The 20,501-nt window shown below is 68.6% G+C and carries 14 protein-coding genes and 2 pseudogenes; 7 read left to right on the top strand and 9 right to left on the bottom strand.

Annotation, left to right across the window (positions count from 1 at the left end; all coding sequences use genetic code 11):
- The first annotated feature begins 286 nt into the window (after positions 1–286).
- From ACZ562_RS25285 to ACZ562_RS25275, 3 genes and pseudogenes are all read left to right on the top strand, one after another.
- The gene (locus tag ACZ562_RS25285) at positions 287–496 is read left to right on the top strand and encodes a hypothetical protein (protein ID WP_471183217.1); all 210 of its coding nucleotides are present in this window, start codon (positions 287–289) and stop codon (positions 494–496) included.
- Between the two features lie 1,924 nt (positions 497–2,420).
- A pseudogene (locus tag ACZ562_RS25280) lies at positions 2,421–4,127 on the top strand (ATP-binding SpoIIE family protein phosphatase); the annotation flags it as partial.
- Between the two features lie 79 nt (positions 4,128–4,206).
- Positions 4,207–4,419 (top strand): annotated as a pseudogene (locus tag ACZ562_RS25275) (IS1634 family transposase); the annotation flags it as partial.
- 214 nt (positions 4,420–4,633) lie between these two features.
- Here the strand turns inward: ACZ562_RS25275 and ACZ562_RS25270 are convergent.
- Both ACZ562_RS25270 and ACZ562_RS25265 read right to left on the bottom strand, forming a co-directional pair.
- Positions 4,634–6,163, bottom strand: a complete 1,530-nt coding sequence (locus tag ACZ562_RS25270; RefSeq protein WP_471183214.1) for a helix-turn-helix domain-containing protein — start codon at positions 6,161–6,163, stop codon at positions 4,634–4,636.
- Positions 6,164–6,227: 64 nt separating this feature from the next.
- Positions 6,228–6,425: a DUF4236 domain-containing protein gene (locus tag ACZ562_RS25265; RefSeq protein ID WP_471183211.1), complete on the bottom strand. Its 198-nt coding sequence runs from the start codon at positions 6,423–6,425 to the stop codon at positions 6,228–6,230.
- 416 nt (positions 6,426–6,841) lie between these two features.
- Here ACZ562_RS25265 and ACZ562_RS25260 point away from each other — a divergent pair, with 416 nt between their 5' ends.
- Complete coding sequence (locus ACZ562_RS25260) at positions 6,842–7,522, top strand: SDR family NAD(P)-dependent oxidoreductase (RefSeq protein WP_471183209.1); 681 nt, start codon at positions 6,842–6,844, stop codon at positions 7,520–7,522.
- 427 nt (positions 7,523–7,949) lie between these two features.
- Here the strand turns inward: ACZ562_RS25260 and ACZ562_RS25255 are convergent, their stop codons facing one another.
- Positions 7,950–8,381 (bottom strand): hypothetical protein, encoded by a 432-nt coding sequence (locus tag ACZ562_RS25255; RefSeq protein WP_471183207.1) that lies wholly within the window; start codon positions 8,379–8,381, stop codon positions 7,950–7,952.
- A 324-nt stretch (positions 8,382–8,705) separates the two neighbouring features.
- On the opposite strand from ACZ562_RS25255, the gene acnA reads away from it, so the two are divergent.
- Positions 8,706–11,423, top strand: coding sequence for an aconitate hydratase AcnA (gene acnA / locus ACZ562_RS25250; protein WP_471183204.1), 2,718 nt, complete (start codon positions 8,706–8,708; stop codon positions 11,421–11,423).
- On the opposite strand, the gene ACZ562_RS25245 is transcribed toward acnA, so the two are convergent.
- Both ACZ562_RS25245 and ACZ562_RS25240 read right to left on the bottom strand, forming a co-directional pair.
- On the bottom strand, positions 11,369–11,641 hold the full coding sequence (locus tag ACZ562_RS25245) for a hypothetical protein (protein ID WP_471183202.1): 273 nt from the start codon (positions 11,639–11,641) through the stop codon (positions 11,369–11,371). The genes acnA and ACZ562_RS25245 overlap by 55 nt on opposite strands.
- A complete protein-coding gene (locus ACZ562_RS25240; RefSeq protein ID WP_471183200.1) occupies positions 11,638–11,883 on the bottom strand; it encodes a hypothetical protein in 246 nt (81 codons plus the stop codon). Before ACZ562_RS25240 ends, ACZ562_RS25245 begins: the two co-directional genes overlap by 4 nt.
- Before the next feature lie 50 nt (positions 11,884–11,933).
- Between ACZ562_RS25240 and ACZ562_RS25235 the strand changes: the two genes are divergently transcribed.
- Positions 11,934–12,692, top strand: coding sequence for a hypothetical protein (locus tag ACZ562_RS25235; RefSeq protein WP_471183197.1), 759 nt, complete (start codon positions 11,934–11,936; stop codon positions 12,690–12,692).
- Between the two features lie 62 nt (positions 12,693–12,754).
- Here the strand turns inward: ACZ562_RS25235 and ACZ562_RS25230 are convergent, their stop codons facing one another.
- Both ACZ562_RS25230 and ACZ562_RS25225 read right to left on the bottom strand, forming a co-directional pair.
- Positions 12,755–13,261 (bottom strand): rhodanese-like domain-containing protein, encoded by a 507-nt coding sequence (locus ACZ562_RS25230; RefSeq protein ID WP_471183196.1) that lies wholly within the window; start codon positions 13,259–13,261, stop codon positions 12,755–12,757.
- A 630-nt stretch (positions 13,262–13,891) separates the two neighbouring features.
- Complete coding sequence (locus ACZ562_RS25225; protein ID WP_471183193.1) at positions 13,892–14,809, bottom strand: LysR family transcriptional regulator; 918 nt, start codon at positions 14,807–14,809, stop codon at positions 13,892–13,894.
- Between the two features lie 70 nt (positions 14,810–14,879).
- Between ACZ562_RS25225 and ACZ562_RS25220 the strand changes: the two genes are divergently transcribed.
- Positions 14,880–15,836 (top strand): DMT family transporter, encoded by a 957-nt coding sequence (locus ACZ562_RS25220; RefSeq protein WP_471183191.1) that lies wholly within the window; start codon positions 14,880–14,882, stop codon positions 15,834–15,836.
- Positions 15,837–15,896: 60 nt separating this feature from the next.
- Here the strand turns inward: ACZ562_RS25220 and ACZ562_RS25215 are convergent, their stop codons facing one another.
- Both ACZ562_RS25215 and ACZ562_RS25210 read right to left on the bottom strand, forming a co-directional pair.
- The gene (locus ACZ562_RS25215) at positions 15,897–16,289 is read right to left on the bottom strand and encodes a Tn3 family transposase (protein ID WP_471183394.1); all 393 of its coding nucleotides are present in this window, start codon (positions 16,287–16,289) and stop codon (positions 15,897–15,899) included.
- A 233-nt stretch (positions 16,290–16,522) separates the two neighbouring features.
- Positions 16,523–20,323 carry a GH92 family glycosyl hydrolase gene (locus tag ACZ562_RS25210; protein ID WP_471183189.1) on the bottom strand — a complete coding sequence of 1,267 codons (3,801 nt, stop codon included), beginning with the start codon at positions 20,321–20,323 and terminating at the stop codon, positions 16,523–16,525.
- Between the last annotated feature and the right edge of the window lie 178 nt (positions 20,324–20,501).

The following is a 20,501-nucleotide window of genomic DNA, read 5'->3' as shown; positions in this document are numbered from 1 at the left end:
GCTCCGGGGGGACACCGCACTGCAGTGGTTGCGCCACAGGTCCGGGGCCGGTGGAGGTCTACGTGCAGGACCTGCCCTACGTGGGCGGACTCGCCTGCCCACGCGAAGTCCCATGTGCCAGGGTCGGCTGGTTGTTCCACGACAGCGCGTAGTGGGTGTGGCGGTTCGGCGAAGTAGCGGGCGTCTCGGTGCCGTGCTGGTCATGGTGGTAGAGATCTGCCGATTTAGTATGATATGGAAAGCTGGCTGGTCACACGGCGTGACATAGGGGATGCGGAGGCGATCCATGGCGGAGCCGCGGGACGACGAGCAGCTCACCCGCCAGCGCCTGGCGGCCGTGGGGGCTTTGGGGTTCTTGCTGATCACTCCGCCGTTCTTGGCCCGGTTTGACGAGGTGAGCCAGGTCTTCGGCATCCCAGTTCTCGGGGCCTACCTCTATCTCGTCTGGGCGATCGTGATCGCTCTGGTCGCCGTCATCGGTGGCAGATCGGAGTAGTGGCGTGCTCCAGACCTGGGTCATCGTCGCCGTCTCTGTCTTGTACCTCGGTGTGCTGTTCGCTGTGGCCTTCTACGGTGACCGACGGGCAGACGCAGGTCGGAGCCTGATCAACAACGGCACGATCTACGCGCTGTCCCTTGCGGTATACACCACCGCGTGGACGTACTACGGCCACGTGGGCCGGGCCGCCACGGCTGGAGTCGGCTTCCTGCCGATCTACCTGGGGCCGACGCTCATGCTCGCGCTGGGCTGGCCAGTGCTGCGCAAAATCATCCGGATCAGCCGCCGGCACAGGATCACCTCGCTGGCCGACTTCGTCTCTGCCCGTTACGGGAAGAGCGCCGTGTTGGGTGGTCTGGTGACGATCATCGCTGTGGTCGGCGTTGTTCCCTACATCGCCCTGCAGCTCAAAGCGGTCTCTGGCAGCCTCGAGGTCATTCGGCGGTACCCCGAGATCCCCTCCACCGCGGAGCTCGGCCAGGTTTCCCCGCTTCAGGACACCGGGTTGTACACAGCGCTGGTGCTCGCCGTGTTCACCATCCTCTTCGGCACCCGTCACCTGGATGCCACCGAGCGCCACGAGGGCATGGTCGCCGCCATCGCGTTCGAGTCCGTGGTCAAGCTCGTGGCGTTCCTCTCGGTCGGGATTTTCGTGACCTTCGGGATGTTCGGGGGGTTCGGCGACCTGTTCTCACAGGCAGCGGACGCCGGCCTGACCACGCTGTTCACACTGCGAGAGGGCACCGGCTACGGCACGTGGGTCTGGCTCACGGTGCTGTCCATGCTGGCGATGGTGCTTCTGCCCCGGCAGTGGCAGATGAGCGTTGTCGAGAACGTCGACGAGCGGCACCTCAGAAGGGCGATGTGGCTGTTCCCGCTGTACCTGTTCGCGATCAGCCTCTTCGTGCTTCCGGTCGCAGCTGGTGGGCTTCTGCGGCTCGGCAGCGACGTCAACGCCGAAACCTATGTGCTGACCCTGCCGATGGCCGACGGCCAGCAGGCACTCACGCTGTTCGTCTTCATCGGCGGCCTCAGCGCGGGCACCGGCATGATCATCGTCGAGACGATCGCGCTCAGCACCATGGTGTCGAACTCGCTCGTGATGCCGCTGCTGCTGCGCGGCAAGTCCCGGCTGACGCGCCGAGACGACCTCTCCGGGCTGGTGCTGGGCATTCGCCGGGCGACTATCGTGCTGGTCCTGCTGCTCGGGTACGCGTACTTCCGGCTCGCAGGCGAGGGCGTGTCGTTGGTGGAGATAGGCCTGGTGTCGTTCGCGGCTGTAGCGCAGTTCACGCCCGCCGTCCTGGGCGGCCTGTTCTGGAAGGGCGGTACCCGCCGGGGCGTGCTGGTTGGTCTGGTGGCGGGGTTCGCCGTATGGGCGTACACCCTGCTGCTGCCGAGCTTCGCCGAAGCCGGGTTGCTGTCTGCCTCATTCGTGCGTGAGGGCCCGCTCGGCATCGAGCTGCTCCGGCCGCAGCAGTTGTTCGGCCTGGCGGGAATGGACGCGATCAGCCATGCGATGTTCTGGAGCACACTGCTGAACGTCGGCGGGTACGTCGCAGTCTCCCTCGCCGACCGACCGACCGCAGCCGAGTGGGCGCAGGCGGTGCAGTTCGTCGAGATCTCCCCAGCGCCTGTCTGGGAGCGGCGCTGGCAGGTCCGTGCCACGGTCGGCGAACTGCAGACCCTGCTGGAGCGCTTCCTCGGGCGGGAGGGCGCCCAGCGGGCGTGGCGCTCCTACCCTGAAGCTGAAGCGAGCCTCGCTTCACCGGCGGCCAAAGCGCCCCCGGAGCTGGTTCATCACGCGGAATCCCAGCTCGCTGGTTCGGTAGGCGCGGCGTCCGCGCGGCTTGCGGTCAGCGCGGTGGCCGGAGGGGAGGCGGTCGGCACCGACGTGGTGATGGAAATGCTCGGCGAGGCGTCGCAGAGGGTCGAGCTGGTCCAGCGGCGGCTGAAGTTGCTCTACGACGCCACAGGCGGCATCGGCACCACCCTCGATGTGACTCGTACAGCCGAAGAGCTGGCGCAGGTCGCGGTTCCGCGCTTTGCCGACTACGCCAGCGTCGACCTGGTCGAGCCCGTGCTGCACGGTGACGAACCGGGGATGAACGGCACCATCACCAGCGGCAGTAGGCGGATGCGGCGCGTGGCCCTCAGCGGTATCCGCGACGACGCTCCCCTCTTCGCCGTCGGCGCCCTGATCGATTACGTGCCGTCGTCGCCAACGGCCCGCAGCCTCGAGAGCGGGCAGGCGGCCATGGTGCCACGTCTGGGTGATTCAACGGGATGGCAGGCGGTGGATCCCGCGCGGGCCTCCCTCGTCATCGACTACGGGATCCATTCGCTCATCACGGCGCCGCTGTCCGCCCGCGGCGTGCTGCTGGGCGTCGTCACCTTCTACCGCTCCGAGAAGCCCGAGCCCTTCGAGCCCGACGATCTCGCCCTCGCAGCCGAACTGGCCGCCCGAGCCGCCGTGTCCCTCGACAACGCACGCCGCTACACCCGCGAGCACGGCATGGCCGTGGCGCTGCAGCGGAGACTGCTGCCCCGCGCGCTGCCCAAACAGAACGCCGTCGAGGCCGCTTCCCGCTACCTCCCGGCGCGGGAGGGAGCCAGCGGCGACTGGTTCGACGTCATCCCGCTGCCGGGCGCCAGGGTCGCGCTGGTCATCGGCGACGTCGTCGGGCACGGAGTGAATGCCGCAGCCACGATGGGGCAACTGCGCACCGCCGTGCACAACTTCTCCACTCTTGATGTGGCGCCCGACGAACTTCTCAGGCACCTGGACGAACTGGTCACCCTCATCGACCAGGACGCGATCGCGGCCGGCGACCAGACCACCGTCACCGGGGCCACCTGCCTGTACGCCGTCTACGACTCCGTGTCCGGCAACTGTGCCTTCGCCAGGGCCGGCCACCCGATGCCCGCGCTCGCCCACCCCGACGGGACGGTGCAGTTCCTGGACGTACCCTCCGGCCTTCCCCTCGGCATCGGCGGACTGCCCTTCGAGTCCGCCGAGTTTCGGCTGCCCGAGGGCAGCAGGCTCGTTCTGTTCACCGACGGCCTCGTCGAGCGCCGCGACCACGGCATAGACGCCGGGCTCTGGCTGCTCCGCGAGACGCTGGCGCACGCGGACCAGTCGCCGGAGGAGACCTGCGACGCCGTGCTCGACGCCCTGCTCCCGGAGCCCCAGAGCGACGACATCGCGCTACTCGTCGCACGTACGCAGGTACTGGGGGCCGGGCAGGTCGCCGAGTGGGACGTGGCGTCTGACCCCGCCGCCGTTCACGACGTACGCGCCGCCCTCTGCGCCCGGCTCACGCAGTGGGAGCTGGAGGATCTCATCGACACCACGGAGCTGATCGTCAGCGAACTGATCACCAACGCCATGAGACACGCCGTTGGGCCCATCAAAACGCGGCTGATCCACGACCGCCGTACGCTCATCTGCGAGGTCTCCGACCACAGCAGCACCTCGCCGCATCTGCGTTATGCGGCCACCTTGGACGAGGGCGGACGGGGCCTCTTCCTCGTGGCCCAGTGCTCCGAGCGCTGGGGCACGCGCTACACCGAGAACGGCAAGGTCATCTGGGCCGAGCAGACGGTCCCGGGCACGTTCGGCGGTTGACCGGCGCCGACCGCGGGCCCGGCGCCTCCCATTACCGTTTCCGTGGCCCCCCAATGGGGCGCCCGGCCTCTACCTCCGGCTCGTCCACAACCGGCGCGGCGGCGGCACCACCCAGGCCGAGGTGCTGGTCAAATTCGGCCGCGAGGACCGCCTCGACGCCGAGGGCCTGCGTCGCCTGGTCGCCTCGATCAACCGCTACCTCGGCGACGAGGACGAGGCCGCCGCGCCGCTCGGAGCTGAGGAGGCGGGCCCGCTGACGGTCGAGTCTTCCCGGCCGATCGGGGCGAGCTGGTGATCGCCCGATTCAAGCCGGCGGTCGGATCAGCAAGAAGGCTGAGCAGACTCTCACCGACGGCGAAGTGATCGAGCAGGTCAAGGACTTCCTCGACGTTACTTCCAACGCCTTCACCGACCTCGCCTCTCTCACCGAGGACGACCCCGAGGCGGAGCGTCAGCCTGGGGAGCTCTGAACAGCAGGTCAGGCAGAGTGCGGCGGCATCGTCGTATCAGATGTCCCGGAAGATCTCGATCTGCGCCCCGATCGAGTTCAGCCGTTCTGCGAGGTCCTCGTAACCGCGGTTGATGACGTACACGTTGCGCAGCACGGACGTGCCCTCGGCCGCCATCATCGCGAGCAGGACGACCACTGCGGGCCGCAGTGCAGGCGGGCACATCATCTCGGCGGCGCGCCAGCGGGTCGGGCCCTCGACCAGCACCCGGTGCGGGTCGAGGAGCTGGAGTCGCCCGCCCAGGCGGTTGAGGTCCGTCAGATAGATCGCGCGGTTGTCGTAGACCCAGTCGTGGATCAGGGTCTTGCCCTGCGCCACGGCCGCGATGGCCGCGAAGAACGGGACGTTGTCGATGTTCAGGCCGGGGAACGGCATCGGGTGGATCTTGTCGATCGGCGCCTCCAGCTTGGAGGGCCGGACGGTGAGGTCCACCAGGCGCGTACGGCCGTTGTCCGCCCAGTACTCGGGCGTACGGTCGTGGTCGAGCCCCATCTCCTCCAGGACCGCGAGCTCGATCTCGAGAAATTCGATCGGCACCCGGCGCACCGTCAGCTCCGACTCGGTGACGACGGCGGCGGCCAGCAGGCTCATCGCCTCGACCGGGTCCTCGGAGGGGGAGTAGTCGACGTCGACGTCGATGTCCGGCACGCCGTGCACGGTGAGCGTGGTGGTGCCGATGCCCTCGACCTTGACGCCGAGCGCCTCCAGGAAGAAGCAGAGGTCCTGGACCATGTAGTTGGAGGACGCGTTGCGGATGACGGTGACGCCGTCGTGCCGGGCGGCGGCCAGCAGCGCGTTCTCGGTGACCGTGTCCCCGCGTTCGGTCAGCACGATCGGGCGGTCGGGGGAGACCGAGCGGTCCACCTGCGCGTGGTACAGGCCCTCGGTCGCGGCGATCTCGAGCCCGAACCGGCGCAGCGCGATCATGTGCGGCTCGATGGTCCGCGTACCGAGGTCACAGCCGCCGGCGTACGGGAGTTTGAAGGTGTCCAGACGGTGCAGCAGCGGGCCGAGGAACATGATGATGGACCGCGTACGGCGGGCGGCGTCGGCGTCGATCGACGTCATCTCCAGCTCGGCCGACGGCACGATCTCCAGGTCGACGCCGTCGTTGATCCACCGGGCGCGTACGCCGATGGAGCCCAGCACCTCCAGCAGGCGGTACACCTCCTCGATGCGGGCGACCCGGCGCAGCACCGTGCGCCCCCTGTTGAGCAGGGAGGCGCACAGCAGTGCCACGCACGCGTTCTTGCTCGTCTTCACGTCGATGGCGCCGGACAGCCGACGGCCGCCGACCACCCGCAGATGCATCGGGCCGGCATAGCCCAGGGAGACGATTTCGCTGTCCAGTGCTTCACCGATTCGAGCGATCATCTCAAGGCTGATGTTCTGGTTGCCGCGCTCGATGCGATTCACCGCGCTCTGGCTGGTGCCGAGCGCCTCGGCAAGCTGCGACTGTGTCCAGCCCCGGTGCTGCCGGGCGTCACGGATGAGCTTGCCGATGCGTACGAGGTAGTCGTCTGCCATGGGGTTGAGGCTATCTCAGATATGAGATGGCGCCTTCTGGAGGGTGCATTCGGGTGATGGGCTGTCAGTGACGCCTGGTGGTACGGGTACGACGCCACCCGAAAGGTCCGGTCAAATCCATCGATGTCGTATGTCGTCCCGTGCTGCTGTGGGTGTGCCGCGGCCCGTTCCTGCCGCCGGTGGTGATCGACCAGGAGTGCCGGTTGATGTTCAGGCGCACTCCGGGAAGGATCCGGAAACTCTTGCGGAACGTGAGGGGCATCGCGCCTCCTTTCGGCGAGTCCGGGATACGTGCCCTCTCTTGCCGCTTACCCCGACTTGGCGGACAGATGGCCGGTAAGTCGGGGTGACGGGACCGGCGGTGGGGCGGTGCGGCGTGATGTCGCCGTATCCGTGGTGCAGTTCCACGACCCCCGCGGGCCACGAGGCGCCGGGTTCCAGGTCCTCGATCCGGCCGAAGTCGGTCGCCTCCGGCCGGCACGGCGCCCCGTACGCGGAGGTCGACGGCCGGTGTGGGGAGGGCGAACTTCAGCGGTGAGAGCCCGGGCGACGTCCTCGGCTGGCCGAGCACGCCAAGTGCGAGGCGTACTCGCCCGGTCGGCGGCATGCCCGCGCGTTCTCCGGGTCTCGGCCGGGCCATGGAGTCGACCGCCCTGAGCGGCTGATAGCATCAGTTGGGTGGATCTTGGACTGGTTGGACGCGTCGTGCTGGTGGTAGGCGGGACGGGTCTGATCGGTCGGGCGATCGTCGCACGACTTCGCGCGGAAGGCGCCACGGCGATCGCCGCCTCGCGTCATGTCGAGGACGGCGTCACTCTTGACGCGCGGGAGCCGGGCTCGGTCACGGCGGCGCTGGACAGCGTGTTGAAGCAGCACGGCCGTCTCGACGCGGTCGTGGTCACTGCAGCGCCCAGCGCGCGGACCCTCGAAGCGTCCCGCCACGCCGATCCGGAACAGGTATTGAGTGCGATCGACGCAAAGACGATGACGTTTCTCCGGTTGGCCAACGCGGCGTTGCCGATCATGACACGCGCCGGCTATGGGCGGATCGTCGGCGTGAGTGGCCAGAACGCTTTCCTTACCGGCAACGTAGCTGGGTCCGTCCGTAACGCCGCTTTGATCATCGCCGCGAAGAATCTCGCCGACACCGCCGCCGGGTCAGGCGTCACCGTCAACACGATCAGCCCCGGGACCGTCTCCGAATTTCCGGAGACCGAGGTGGAGATGGGTCGGGGTGGGGAGTCGAGTCCCGAGCAGATAGCCGACCTCGTCTCGTTCCTGGTATCCCCTCGCGCAGGTGCGATCTCGGGCGAGTCCATCGCCGTCGGCCATCGGGTACGCGGTGTCACGTCGATGTGATGACGCGATCGCGTTGCTGTATGGGCGGGTTTGTCCCCGCCCGCCCGCCGGACATGGAAGAAGCACAGGTGTGAGTACAGACTGGTTCGCGCTCAGATTGTTGAAGCCCCCTGGGCGCCGAACCTGTCCCTGAAGATCACCACGGTGCCGGGTCCAGATCTCTCTGCGGTCGAGGTGTTCGGTGAGCATGGCATCGATCAGGGCTCGCGTGGCGTCGTTGATCGCTGGTGCGGGCCGTCTGGCCGCACGTCCCTTCTTGGGGCCGCTTCTGGACTTGTAGGTGCTCGGCGCCGGCATGTTCAGCATGGTGCGGATGGTCCGGGGCGGGAGCTGTGACGCGACAGCCACCGCACATTCGCCAGCAACACTTCCTGCGGAACCCCGACCCGCTCGAAGTCCCACCCCGCCTGACGGCAGGCCCGGCGCGTCACGTCGAACGCCTCCGCGTCCTTCGGCTCGATCCGCTCATCAGCGCGGACATCCACGACCACGGCCAAACCGTCCGCGCGGCGCACGAAGTAGTCCGGAGCATGCCGACGCTCACACTCACCGTCGTGCCAGTGCGCCAGAACGGCTGCGAGGCGATCCCCACCACCCCGGGATCGAAATCCATCAGCACAAGCCGGTCTCGCTCCAGCCACGACTCGAAGCCGACGTGCCGCCCGGTCGTCGCCGCCCAGTACCAGCCCGAGAAGTGACGCTCACCACGCGACCAACGAAACGGCCGCACCGCGGCCACGTCCTCGAACCGCGCCGTCGCGCGGTCCGGCAGCGGACGCCGCCGAGACTCGCGTCCAGCATCCATGTACGACAGCTCGACGTGCGGCTCCGCAAGATCCGCCCCGACCGGTACGGCCACCCAGCACCCCCAGTACGTCCCTCGTACAACGAGGTTCGCTGGCAAGGAAGCCGGAAGGACTGGGTTCGCTGTCAAACGCCTCGATTGGATGACAGCGGACAAAGGGCGCGGGATCGTCGGGACCGGAGCGGTGTGACGGGGGCCGGGCATGACCAGTCCGCCCCCATGTACTAGAGTTATCTCGACATCGAGATATCTGCCGAGGTGCACCGCAGCCGCCACCCCGGTAAGGGTTACCTAACTTAGTCTTACCTTAGAGGATCGGCCAAGTTGTCGTGGCGGCAGGATCGTGGTGGTACGCGCACATCAATGAAGGAGACTGTCGTGTCGGCGAACAGCTTCGACGCCCGCAGCACGCTGCAGGTGGGCGACGAGTCGTACGAGATCTTCCGCCTGGACAAGGTGGAGGGCTCGGCCCGACTCCCCTACAGCCTTAAGGTCCTGCTGGAGAACCTGCTCCGCACCGAGGACGGCGCGAACATCACCGCCGACCACATCCGTGCCCTGGGCGGCTGGGACTCCCAGGCACAGCCCTCGCAGGAGATCCAGTTCACGCCGGCCCGTGTGATCATGCAGGACTTCACCGGCGTTCCCTGCGTCGTCGACCTCGCCACCATGCGCGAGGCCGTCAAGGAGCTCGGCGGCGACCCGGCGAAGATCAACCCGCTGGCCCCGGCCGAGCTGGTCATCGACCACTCCGTCATCGCGGACAAGTTCGGCACGAACGAGGCCTTCGCGCAGAACGTCGAGCTGGAGTACGGCCGCAACAAGGAGCGCTACCAGTTCCTGCGCTGGGGCCAGACCGCCTTCGACGAGTTCAAGGTCGTCCCGCCCGGCACCGGCATCGTCCACCAGGTGAACATCGAGCACCTGGCCCGTACGGTCATGGTCCGTAACGGCCAGGCGTACCCCGACACGCTCGTCGGCACCGACTCGCACACCACCATGGTCAACGGCCTCGGCGTCCTCGGCTGGGGCGTCGGCGGTATCGAGGCCGAGGCCGCGATGCTCGGCCAGCCGGTCTCGATGCTCATCCCGCGCGTCGTCGGCTTCAAGCTCACGGGTGAGCTGCCCGCCGGCACCACCGCCACGGACCTCGTCCTCACCATCACCGAGATGCTCCGCAAGCACGGTGTGGTCGGCAAGTTCGTCGAGTTCTACGGCGAGGGCGTGGCCGCCACCTCCCTCGCGAACCGCGCCACCATCGGCAACATGTCGCCGGAGTTCGGCTCCACCGCCGCGATCTTCCCGATCGACGACGAGACCCTGAAGTACCTGCGTCTGACCGGCCGCTCCGACCAGCAGGTCGCGCTCGTCGAGTCGTACGCCAAGGAGCAGGGCCTCTGGCTGGACCCGAAGGCCGAGCCGGACTTCTCCGAGAAGCTCGAGCTGGACCTGTCCACCGTCGTCCCGTCGATCGCCGGCCCGAAGCGCCCGCAGGACCGCATCGTCCTGGCCAATGCCGCCGAGCAGTTCAAGCAGGACGTACGCAACTACGTGGACACCGTGGACGAGGCGGGCCAGGAGTCCTTCCCGGCGTCCGACGCCCCGGCCATCCACCCCAACGGCGCCCCGTCGAACCCGGTCACCGTGACCGCCCCCGACGGCTCGACGTACGAGATCGACCACGGTGCGGTGACGGTCGCGGCCATCACCTCCTGCACCAACACCTCGAACCCGTACGTCATGGTCGCGGCCGCGCTCGTCGCCAAGAAGGCCGTGGAGAAGGGCCTGACCCGCAAGCCGTGGGTCAAGACCACCCTCGCCCCCGGCTCCAAGGTCGTCACCGACTACTTCGACAAGGCGGGCCTGACCCCGTACCTCGACAAGGTCGGCTTCAACCTCGTCGGCTACGGCTGCACCACCTGCATCGGCAACTCCGGCCCGCTGCCGGAGGAGGTCTCCAAGGCCGTCAACGACCACGACCTCGCCGTCACCTCGGTGCTGTCCGGCAACCGGAACTTCGAGGGCCGTATCAACCCCGACGTCAAGATGAACTACCTGGCGTCCCCACCGCTGGTCGTCGCGTACGCCCTCGCCGGCTCCATGAAGGTGGACATCACCAAGGACGCCCTGGGCATCGACCAGGACGGCAACCCGGTCTACCTGAAGGACATCTGGCCCTCCGAGGCCGAGGTCAACGACGTCGTGGCGAACGCCATCGGCGAGGACATGTTCAACAAGTCCTACTCCGACGTCTTCGCGGGCGACGCACAGTGGCAGGCGCTGCCGATCCCGACCGGCAACACCTTCGAGTGGGACCCGGAGTCGACGTACGTCCGCAAGCCCCCGTACTTCGAGGGCATGGGCATGGACCCGGAGCCGGTCTCCGACATCACCGGCGCCCGTGTGCTCGCCAAGCTGGGCGACTCGGTCACTACCGACCACATCTCCCCGGCCGGTGCGATCAAGGCCGACACCCCGGCGGGCAAGTACCTCACCGAGCACGGTGTCGAGCGGCGCGACTTCAACAGCTACGGCTCGCGCCGCGGCAACCACGAGGTCATGATCCGCGGTACGTTCGCCAACATCCGCCTGCGCAACCAGATCGCGCCGGGCACCGAGGGCGGCTACACGCGTGACTTCACGGAGGAAGGCGGCCCCGTCTCCTTCATCTACGACGCCTCGCGCAACTACATCGAGCAGGGCATCCCGCTGGTCGTCCTGGCCGGCAAGGAGTACGGCTCCGGTTCGTCCCGTGACTGGGCGGCCAAGGGCACGGCCCTCCTCGGCGTCAAGGCCGTCATCGCCGAGTCGTACGAGCGCATCCACCGCTCCAACCTCATCGGCATGGGCGTTCTGCCGCTCCAGTTCCCGGAGGGCGCCTCGGCGGCCTCCCTCGGCCTGACCGGCGAGGAGACCTTCTCCTTCACCGGCGTCGAGGAGCTGAACAACGGCACCACCCCGCGCACCGTCAAGGTCACCACGGACACTGGCGTCGAGTTCGACGCGGTCGTCCGCATCGACACCCCCGGTGAGGCCGACTACTACCGCAACGGCGGCATCATGCAGTACGTGCTGCGCAGCCTGATCCGCAAGTAGGCGATCCGGTACGGCCGCGCTCCGGTGCGGCCGTCCAGGGCCGCGCTCCTCACCCGGGGCGCGGCCCTTCGCTTTTCGGCGCGCTGCGCGTCGCCCGCGGCTGCGCTCCGCACGCCGCCGTGCTCGCCGGGACGCAGCCCGGCCTCGACGGTCTGCGGGTGCTGCGCCGGCTCACCGGTCCGCCACGAGAGCCCGAAGCTGCCCGTCCTCATGCTCACCGCCCCGACGCCTGGAGCACCGCCTCGCCGGCTTCGAGGCCGGCGCCGACGACCACGTCACCAAGCCCTTCTCCCTGGAGGAGGCCGTGCTCCGGCTGCGCGGCCTGCTGCGCCGGGCGGGGGTGGACCAGCGCCGCGCCGACGACTCCGTACGCCCCCTGGGCGACGCTGTTCGACCGGATCGTACGGCTGTGCCGCCCCGGGGGGAACACCAGGAATGTGACCGGCCATGGGAGCGCCACGAGAAGGAAAAGGGCCGGACCGGCACGCGTGTGATCGATATCTGAGACTCATGAGTCACACGACCATGGACCGCGTCAAACGGTATGCGGAACTCGGTACAGCCCTGGCCCTCACCATCTCGGCGATCACGGGTGTCATCGGCCGACTGCCCGGATGGATCACCACCGCGCTGCTTCTCGCAGCGTTCGCCCTCGGCGTCGTGTGGGTGTGGAGGCATGCGACGGCCGCTCACTTCGCCGCCACGAAGACGGCGCTCATCGCATGCCTGTGCGTCATCGCGATGCTCACGGCGGGCGGCATCGTGGTGCATGAAAGACCTTCACTCGTCGGTCTGAGTGCCGGACCCGAGTCGTCCCGCACCGCCGACGACAAACCCCGGGCCGTCCCGCTCCGGGTCGCGTATCCACGAGCCGACGACCGCCTCCAGGCCTGCCAGTCCGCGTCCGGATCGGGCAGGATCCCGGACGGCAGGGAGCTGTGGATCACGCACACCAACGACAGTGCCGGCCACCCTGACACCAAGACCTACTACGCCCTGCGCAAGGCGAACCAGGACGACTCGAAGTCCTGGTACACCGACACCTTCTGGATCGGTGCCGGAGAGAAGGACGACCAGTCCTACTGGATGTACGCCTTCCTCATCTCCGAGCAGGCCGGAAGCGCCATCGAGGACGTGATCCTCCCGGCCGATCAGAGCCCCCGGCTGTCGAAGCTTCCGGACGACGCCGAGGTCATCGCGAAGTTCCGGGTGACCAGGGTGAACGGCAAGGCCTGCGAGCGCGCGCCCGAAACGGCGACCGGCTACTGAACCGGCCTTCGTCGGCCCTGTTCTCCCGAAGCTACGGCGAAGTGACAAGTAGCTCTGTGTAATCAGAGTGACGCTCGGTCAGGGAGATCGGGGCGGGGTCCGGGTACTTCTCCGATCTGGAGGGCGGCGAAGTCGGTGTGGGCCTGTTCGACGGCTTCGGGGTACGCCTCGCGCTTGGCGTGTTCGGCGAGCGCCCGGTAGATGCTGGCGACGAAGGGGTTCTGTCCCTTGCGCTTGCCGGTGGGGATGATCAAGTCGGGCTGGATCTGCTCGACGGACTCGCCGCCCGCCCGACGTCGCAGCACGGTGTGGAGCATGTCGTCGGTGATGACGGGGTGGCCGGCCGCCGTGTTTGCCCTTGCGGGCCGCGGTGTCGAGCCCTTCGAGCGCTCGTAACCGCCGAGCATCTCCTTGACCGGGTATCCGAGCAGTGCGAACTGTTCGGCGGCCCGGGTGCGGGAGTCGCAGGCGGGTCCCCACCCGTAGGTGACCACGACGGAAGAGGGGGGCACGAGGCCGACTGCACTGGTTGCAACGGATACGGCCTGAAGCGGGACGGCGCCTGGCACGTGCCCCTGCCGCCAGCTCTCGTGTGGCCGCGTGTCGATGATGACGAGGCCGTCGACACCGGCGTCCGGGTCGGCGGCGACGTCGTGTACGTCGGTGTGCGCTGCCAGTCGGGATACCGTCGTAGACCAGAGCGGCGACGACGTGAGGGCGCTTCAAGGCGACGTTGTCACTGTTCACGACGCACCAGGCTACGTCCGCCGTCGCGGACTTCCCGAGGCGCGTCTTCCACGGCATCCCGCGCCACCTGCGCCGACACCCCGGGCCGGATTCGGGGCGCCTCTGTTCCGCCGTTCAATGTCACCTCTGACACGAGGTCCCACCGCTGAACCGGGGCAGCGCGACGACATCGACAAGGTGCCTTGGGCCACCCACGCTGAGCAACGATCACGTGGAAGGGACAACCGCACCTCACTCCAGGCGGCGTCCAGCGCGGTGGCGTGGCCGGCCGGCACAGTTCCGGATGTTCCGACAGACCCGCTGACCGCTTGAGCTCGCCTCCGTTTGTGAGAAATCCGGTTCCGAGCCGTCACTTCGCGGGCGACCGGTGGATGAGGACTCCGGCGTTGGTCTCTGCGGCGGGGCTGGGTGCGGTGAACGGCGTCGGGTTCTGCCTGTGGCCCGGCAGGGGGTCAGTCCGGCTGCAGGGCTTCGGCTTGCACCTGGAGGGCTTCGAGCAGGGCGCGCACGGGTGACGTGGGTGGCGTGCCTGGTGCGGTATAGACGCCGATGCGCCGCTTGGCGGTGGGCGTGACGGGCAGGGCGCGGGTGTCGTCCCGGTCCTCGACGGCCAGGAAAGGGATGAGGGCGATGCCGACTCCTGCCGCGACGAGCGCCTGCATGAAGCGGAAGTCGCTGGAGCGGCAGACGACCTTGGGCGTCAGGCCGTGCGCGGAGGTGAGCGCGTCGACCGCGTCTCCTGGCAGGTCCCATCCGTGAATCCATGGTTCGTCGGCGACGTCTTCGAGACGGACCGTTCGGCGCGAGGCGAGTCGGTGACCGGCGGGTACGACCAGGCGCAGGTCGTCGTGCAGGAGCGGGTGGTAGGTGCAGCGGGCTGCGGCGTCCTTCCAGCTCGGTGGGGGTTGCCTGGTGTTGAAATGGTAGACGAGGGCCACATGGGCGCGGCCGTCGCCGAGGGCGGCCAGTGCCTGAGCGGGCTCGGATTCGATCACCGTTGTGTCGACGTGGGCGTAGCGCCGCGCCTGGAGTGCGGCCAGCGCGGGCGCGAGCAGGAAGACGCCGGCACTGGGGAAGGTGGCGACGGTCACCGAGGGTGGGCCCTGGTCACGCAGCTGGGCCAGCGTCCGGTGGGCCCGGTGCAGTTCGCCGTGGACGGTGTCGGCGGTGCGCGCGAGGATCTGGCCCGCCGGGGTGAGGGTGACGCCTCGGGTGCTGCGTTCGAAGAGCCTCAACCCGGCGGCGCGTTCGAGGGCCGCCATCTGCTGGGAGACGGCCGAGGGGGTCATGTGCAGTGCCTCGGCCGCGCGGGCGAAACTCCCCCGGTGGGCAACCTCGCGGAACAGGGCGAGCCGCTGCACCTCAATCATCAGTTCCCCTTACTGCGTGGTGAGCAATACCGTACTTCTGCTTACGATGCGCCGCTGTCAGCCTGGCCGCATGATGCTCGATGCACGAGAACGCTCCGGGGCCGCCCTGGCTCTCGGGGCGGTATGCCTCATCGGCGGGTCCGTCGCCGCTGCCACCCACCTTCACGGCTTCCCGCTCATCGGTGGGCAGGCCGTCCGCTACGGGCTGGCGACCGTGTTCCTGCTGGTCTGGGCCCGCATACGTCGGCACACCTTCATACGGCCCTCCCCGACCCAGATGGCGTGGGTTTTTCTGCTGGCCGCGATCGGGATGGCCGGGTACGGCGTCGTGCTCGTCTATGCCACCTCGATGACCTCGCCGGGCAATGTCGGTGTCGCGCTGGGCGCCGCGCCCTTGATCATCGTCCTGGTCCAGTCCCTGCTCGTCCGGGTGAGCCCCTCCCGGAATCTGATGGGCGGGGCCCTGTGCGTGGCGTGCGGGTCCGCCGTGGCACAGCTGTCCACTGGCGGCACAGTGCAGTGGAACGCCCAGGGCTTCGCGTGGTCGTGCCTGGCCCTCACCGGAGTGTGCGCCATCACGCTGCTCGGTGCGCCCGTCACCAAAAGGCTCGGATCGCTAACCGCCACCACCTACGCGTGCGCACTCGCCGCAGGCATGCTCTTCCTGACCGCCGTGATCACAGGCTCGGTCACCGGGACCCCTGTGCTGCGGCGGCCGAGCGGCGCCGAGCTCTCGGCACTGGCCTTCCTCGCCCTCGGCGTGACCACGGTCGTCTTCCTGATGTGGTACGGAGCCGTCGAGCGGCTCGACGCTGGCCGGACCGGCCTCTTCAACGGCCTCGTCCCCCTGGCCTCACTTCTGGCCCTGGCCGTGACCGGCACGGCAACCGCCTCCCTCAACCAGATCGCGGGAGCCGCGCTCGTCCTCATCGGCGTCGCCTTCGGACTCCGCGTCAGGAAACGGGACACCCCACCCCCCACGCCGGCCGCGGCCGAGCAGATCACGGGCGCCCGCCCCCACAGCTGATGCGCACCCCCGGGACACCCGGCCCCTGAGGAAGATCACCCCTGCCCGCCGTCGTCGTGTTCATCCAAGCCGACCGTGTCCGGGTCTCGCAGAGGCTTCCGTCTCAGGCATGGTGCGGGGGCCGGGCACCGTGGCCGCCGCCGCGGCAGCGAGGGCGAGATGGGAGTTCATGTCCAGCTCGAACCGGCCATAGGGGTTCACGTGGGTCCAAAACAGCGGGGACAGCGCCCGCCGGTCGGCATCGGTGAGCCTGTTCCGCCACTTCTCCTCGCTGAGGATGTCCTGAAGCAGCAGGGTGTTGACGTGCACCAACGCGGACTGGAGCAGGTGCAGGGCGAGCATGGAGACCTCCTGGTACTCCTTGTCGGAGCCGGTCAGGTCGCCGTCCTTGCCGTAGAACAGGTCGTGGTTGGCGGAGTTCCAGTTCTCCACGACCTGGAGGCCGTCGTTGATCTCGCGCCGCAGGTCCGCATCGGCGAGGTAGTCGCAGATGAACGAAGCCGTTCGCGGCGCCGGAGGGCAGGGCGATCGCGAGCGTGCGGCTGCCCGGGAACGCGGACCTGCACGTGTTCACGCTGGCACTGGCGTAGCCGCCGAAGGCGGCGCACGCGCCGCTCGGCGGACCCACGGTGCTGCGCACGCCCCGCCCCCAAGGCGGCCGGGGCGTGCGCGCCCGGCAGGCGTGCTCAGGCGAGCAGTTCGACCTCCGCCAAGGTCGCCTCACCGTCGACGACCAGGCGGTACCTCTCGTACGTGCCCGGCGACCCGATCGTGAACGCGCGTGTCTGCCTGTCCCAGGTGAAGGACTCGCCGGAGCGCTCGTCCAGGGTCTGCCACGTGGTCCCGTCGGACGAGCCCTGGAGGGTCCAGCCAGTCGGCGCCTTCGCACGGTCCGCCGACGACGTCAGCGTGTACTGCACCGCCTTCACCCGCTCCGAGGCCGGCAGGTCCACGACCGCGGCAACGCTCGCGTCCGTCGCCGACGTGTTGTCGAACAGCGCGCCGTCACCCTTCAGGACGTCCGAACGCGGTGTCGGCACCTTGTCGTCCCGGGTGATGGACACGGGCGCCGCGTTCTTGCCCGTGCCCCACGAGGACGGACGCGGCCCCATGCCGAAGTCCAGCACCCCGCCCTTCACCAGCAGCGAGTGGGGAAGCGAAGTCGACGTCCAGGTGCGGCCGTTGACCCTGAGCCCCTGTACGTACACGTTCTGCGCGCTGTTCCGGGGAGCCCTGACGACCAGGTCCCGGCCGTTCTCCAGATGGACGGTCGCCTCGGTGAACAGCGGGGACCCGACCGCGTATTCACCGCTGCCGAGCACCAGCGGGTAGAAGCCCAGCGCGGAGAAGAGGTACCAGGCCGACTGCTCGCCGTTGTCCTCGTCGCCGTGGTAGCCCTGCCCGATCTCGCTGCCGGTGTACAGCCGCGACAGCACCTCGCGGACGTTGCGCTGTGCTTTCCAGGGCTGTCCGGCCGCGTCGTACATGTAGTTCACGTGGTGCGCGACCTGGTTGGAGTGCCCGTACATGCCCATCCGTACGTCCCGTGCCTCCGTCATCTCGTGGATGACCCCGCCGTACGAGCCGACGAAGTCCGGCGACGCGGTCTCCGGAGTGGCGAAGTACTCGTCCAGCTTCTCGGCGAGCCCTCTCCTTCCGCCGTACAGGTTGACCAGGCCCCGGCTGTCCTGCGGGGCGGTGAAGGCGTAGCCCCAGCCGTTGGTCTCGGTGTAGTCGTAGCCCCATACCCGGGGGTCGTACTTCTCCGACTCGACGCGTCGGCCGCCCTTCTGGTCGCGGCCCTGGAAGAAGCCGGCCTCGGGGTCGAACAGGTTCACATAGTCCCGGGCGCGGTCGAGGAAGTACGCGGACTCCTCCCGGTAGCGCTTCTCGCCGGTCTTCTCGTACAGGGCCCGTCCCATCTCGGCGATGCCGTAGTCGTTGACGAAGCCCTCCAGCGCCCACGACAGCCCCTCGTGCGTGTCGGTGCTCGTGTAGCCGAGGAAGGGCGAGGTCGCCATGCCCTTGCGGCCGACGCCCGAGGCGGGCGGAACGACGGTCGCGTTCTTCAGCGCCGCCTCGTACGCGGACTTCGCGTCGAAGCCGACGCCCTTGACGTAGGCGTCCGCGAAGGCGACGTCCGACGAGGTGCCCGTCATCAGGTCGGCGTACCCGGGCGAGGACCAGCGCGAGGTCCAGCCGCCGTCCTTGTACTGCTGCACGAACCCGTCGGCCATTTCACCCGCCTGACCGGGTGTCAGCAGGGAGTACGCCGGCCAGGTCGTCCGGTAGGTGTCCCAGAAGCCGTTGTTGACGTACACCTTGCCGTCCACGATCTTCGCGCCGGTGTGCGTCGGGGTGTCCGGACCGGGCATCGGTGAGAACGGGGAGGCGTACCTGTGCTTCGAACCGACCTTCTCGAAACCGGAGTTGGGATACAGGTACAGCCGGTACAGGCTGGAGTACAACGTGGTCAGCTGGTCCGGGGTAGCGCCCTTCACCTCGACCTTGCCGAGCATCCGGTCCCACGCCCGCTGGGCCCGCGACCTCACCGTCTCGAAGGAGATGCCGTCCGGGACCTCCTGGCGCAGATTGTCCCTCGCCTGGCCGATGCTGATGAGGGAGGTGGCCAGGCGGAGGGTGACCGCCCGGTCGTCGCCCGCGTCGAACCGCAGGTAGCCCTTGACCCCGCTTGATGCGCCGTCCGTCACCGGCCTGTCGAACACCCCGTACACGAAGAGCCGGGTCGCCCCGGTCGACAGGCCGGACTTCACGTCCGAGTAGCCCGTGATCACTCCGGCGTCCTTGTCGAGGGTGAGGCCCGCCTGGTCCGTCACGTTGTCGAAGAGGACGCTCGCGTCGTCGCCCGGGTAGGTGAAGCGCAGGACGGCCGCGTGGTCGGTCGGCGTCATCTCCGCCAGGAGCCCGTTCTCGAACCGGACGCCGTAGTAGTACGGGCGCGCGGTCTCGTTCTCGTGCCGGAAGGCGAGCTCCCGCGCCGCACGCCCCGTCTCGGGTGTCCCCGCCGCGGCGGACGGCATGACCTGGAAGGTCTGCCGGTCACCCATCCACGGGCTCGGCTCGTGGCTGGCGCTGAAGGCCTGGACCGTCGGCAGATTGTCGGCGTTGTTCGCGCGCGCGTAGTCGTAGAGCCAGCTGAGCGAGGACGCGTTGGTCACCGGCGTCCAGAAGTTGAAGCCGTGCGGCACGGCGGTCGCCGGGAAGTTGTTGCCGCGGGAGAATCCGCTGCTGGAGTTGGTGCCGCGCGTGGTCAGCGCATAGTCGGACAGATGTGCCTTCGGCTTCTCGGGCGGGGCGACCCGCAGTTCCACGTCGTCCAGCCAGCCGCGGAACCTCGCCGGGCCGCCGGGGGAGTCGTACGCGACGAGGATCCGGTCGACCGTCTTCCCGGCCGCGACCGACCCGATCCGCGAGGCCACGTCGTTCCACTGGTTGACGTACAGCACCTTGGCGGCGCCCTGCCCCCGAGGGGACAGCACGAACCCGTGCCGGTCTCTCGCGGCGAGGCCGCTGAGCCGGGTGCCGTCCGTGAAGGCGAGGTCGACCGCCACGTTCGTGGCGTCGTAGTCACGGTCGCCGTCGGCCATCGACGGGAAGATCCGGTACGCCAGCTCGGTGTCCCGGCGCACCGCCACGTTCACGTCGAAGACCTTGTTGTACGAGTACGCCCGCCCGTCCGCCGTGTGCCGGCCGGCGTAGCGCAGGGCCCGCTTCCCGGTGAAGCCGGCGCCCGCCTTCGCGGTCGGCGAGCCGCTCGGGCCGCGGTCCACCAGCGAGAGCATGTCCGGCGGTACGGGCCCGTCGCCGCCGCCCGTGGAGAACTGGACGTCGGCGAACTGCAGGATGTCCGTGTCGCCGGCGTTCTTCGTGACGTCGAGCCGGAGGTGCTGGTACTCGGCCGGTTCGGCGAGGTCGTACGACTTCGTCTGGAACCGCTCGCCGAACGACTCCCCGGAGCGGGTGTCGAGGGTCTTCCAGTCCTTGCCGTCGGCGGATCCCTGGAGGGTCCAGTCCTTCGGGTCGCGTTCCGCGTAGTCGTTGGCCGAGGTGAGCGCGTACGTCACGATCTTCAGCGGCCTGTCGAGATCGAACTCGACCCAGCCGGCGGGCTCGAAGGCCAGCCACTTGGTGCCCGGCTCTCCGTCGACGAGGTTCTCCTTCACCTCGCCGCCGCCCGTGTTCTCGGCGCTCGCCCGGACGCCGGTGACCTGGTCGGTCACATTGCCCGGAATGCCGCTGCCGTAGCCGCCGTCGACCCCGGACGCCGGCTTGCCGCCGTCCGGTGCCGTGTCGACCGTACTGAGCCAGTCCGGTGCCGGATCGCCGGCCTCGAACGACGACGCGAACTCCCGGTCGGAGCCCTTGTCCGCCACTGGCAGCGCGACGGCGGCCCCTGGTAACCCCAGTGCCAAAGCGAAGGCGGCCGCACCGACGACCGCCGATCTGTACCGAGCTCTTCGCTGCATGGGCGAGCACCCTCCCGGCGTACTGGACAACGTTGTCAACTGTGGACGCAAGGATCAGTTGTGGCCCAAGTGCTCATTCATGTCAAGGGTGTTGGCTGTGGAATTCGTGGCGCATGTCGCGGATTTTTCCGGCAGGGCGCCCACAGTCCGCTCATATTTCCGGGAGGTCTCAAGTCGG

This window comes from Streptomyces sp. NPDC040410 (genome assembly GCF_055595715.1).
The sequence above is the reverse complement of the archived record's forward strand: the minus strand, read 5'-3'. Positions and strand labels throughout refer to the sequence as shown.

What these genes read in the sequence shown, in the direction of transcription:
- ACZ562_RS25285 (WP_471183217.1), top strand. Translation starts at nt 287, where the DNA reads ATGGCGGAGCCGCGGGACGACGAGCAGCTCACCCGCCAGCGCCTGGCG.
- ACZ562_RS25270 (WP_471183214.1), bottom strand. Translation starts at nt 6,163, where the DNA reads ATGGCAGACGACTACCTCGTACGCATCGGCAAGCTCATCCGTGACGCC.
- ACZ562_RS25265 (WP_471183211.1), bottom strand. Translation starts at nt 6,425, where the DNA reads ATGCCCCTCACGTTCCGCAAGAGTTTCCGGATCCTTCCCGGAGTGCGC.
- ACZ562_RS25235 (WP_471183197.1), top strand. Translation starts at nt 11,934, where the DNA reads ATGAGTCACACGACCATGGACCGCGTCAAACGGTATGCGGAACTCGGT.
- ACZ562_RS25225 (WP_471183193.1), bottom strand. Translation starts at nt 14,809, where the DNA reads ATGATTGAGGTGCAGCGGCTCGCCCTGTTCCGCGAGGTTGCCCACCGG.
- ACZ562_RS25220 (WP_471183191.1), top strand. Translation starts at nt 14,880, where the DNA reads ATGATGCTCGATGCACGAGAACGCTCCGGGGCCGCCCTGGCTCTCGGG.
- ACZ562_RS25210 (WP_471183189.1), bottom strand. Translation starts at nt 20,323, where the DNA reads ATGCAGCGAAGAGCTCGGTACAGATCGGCGGTCGTCGGTGCGGCCGCC.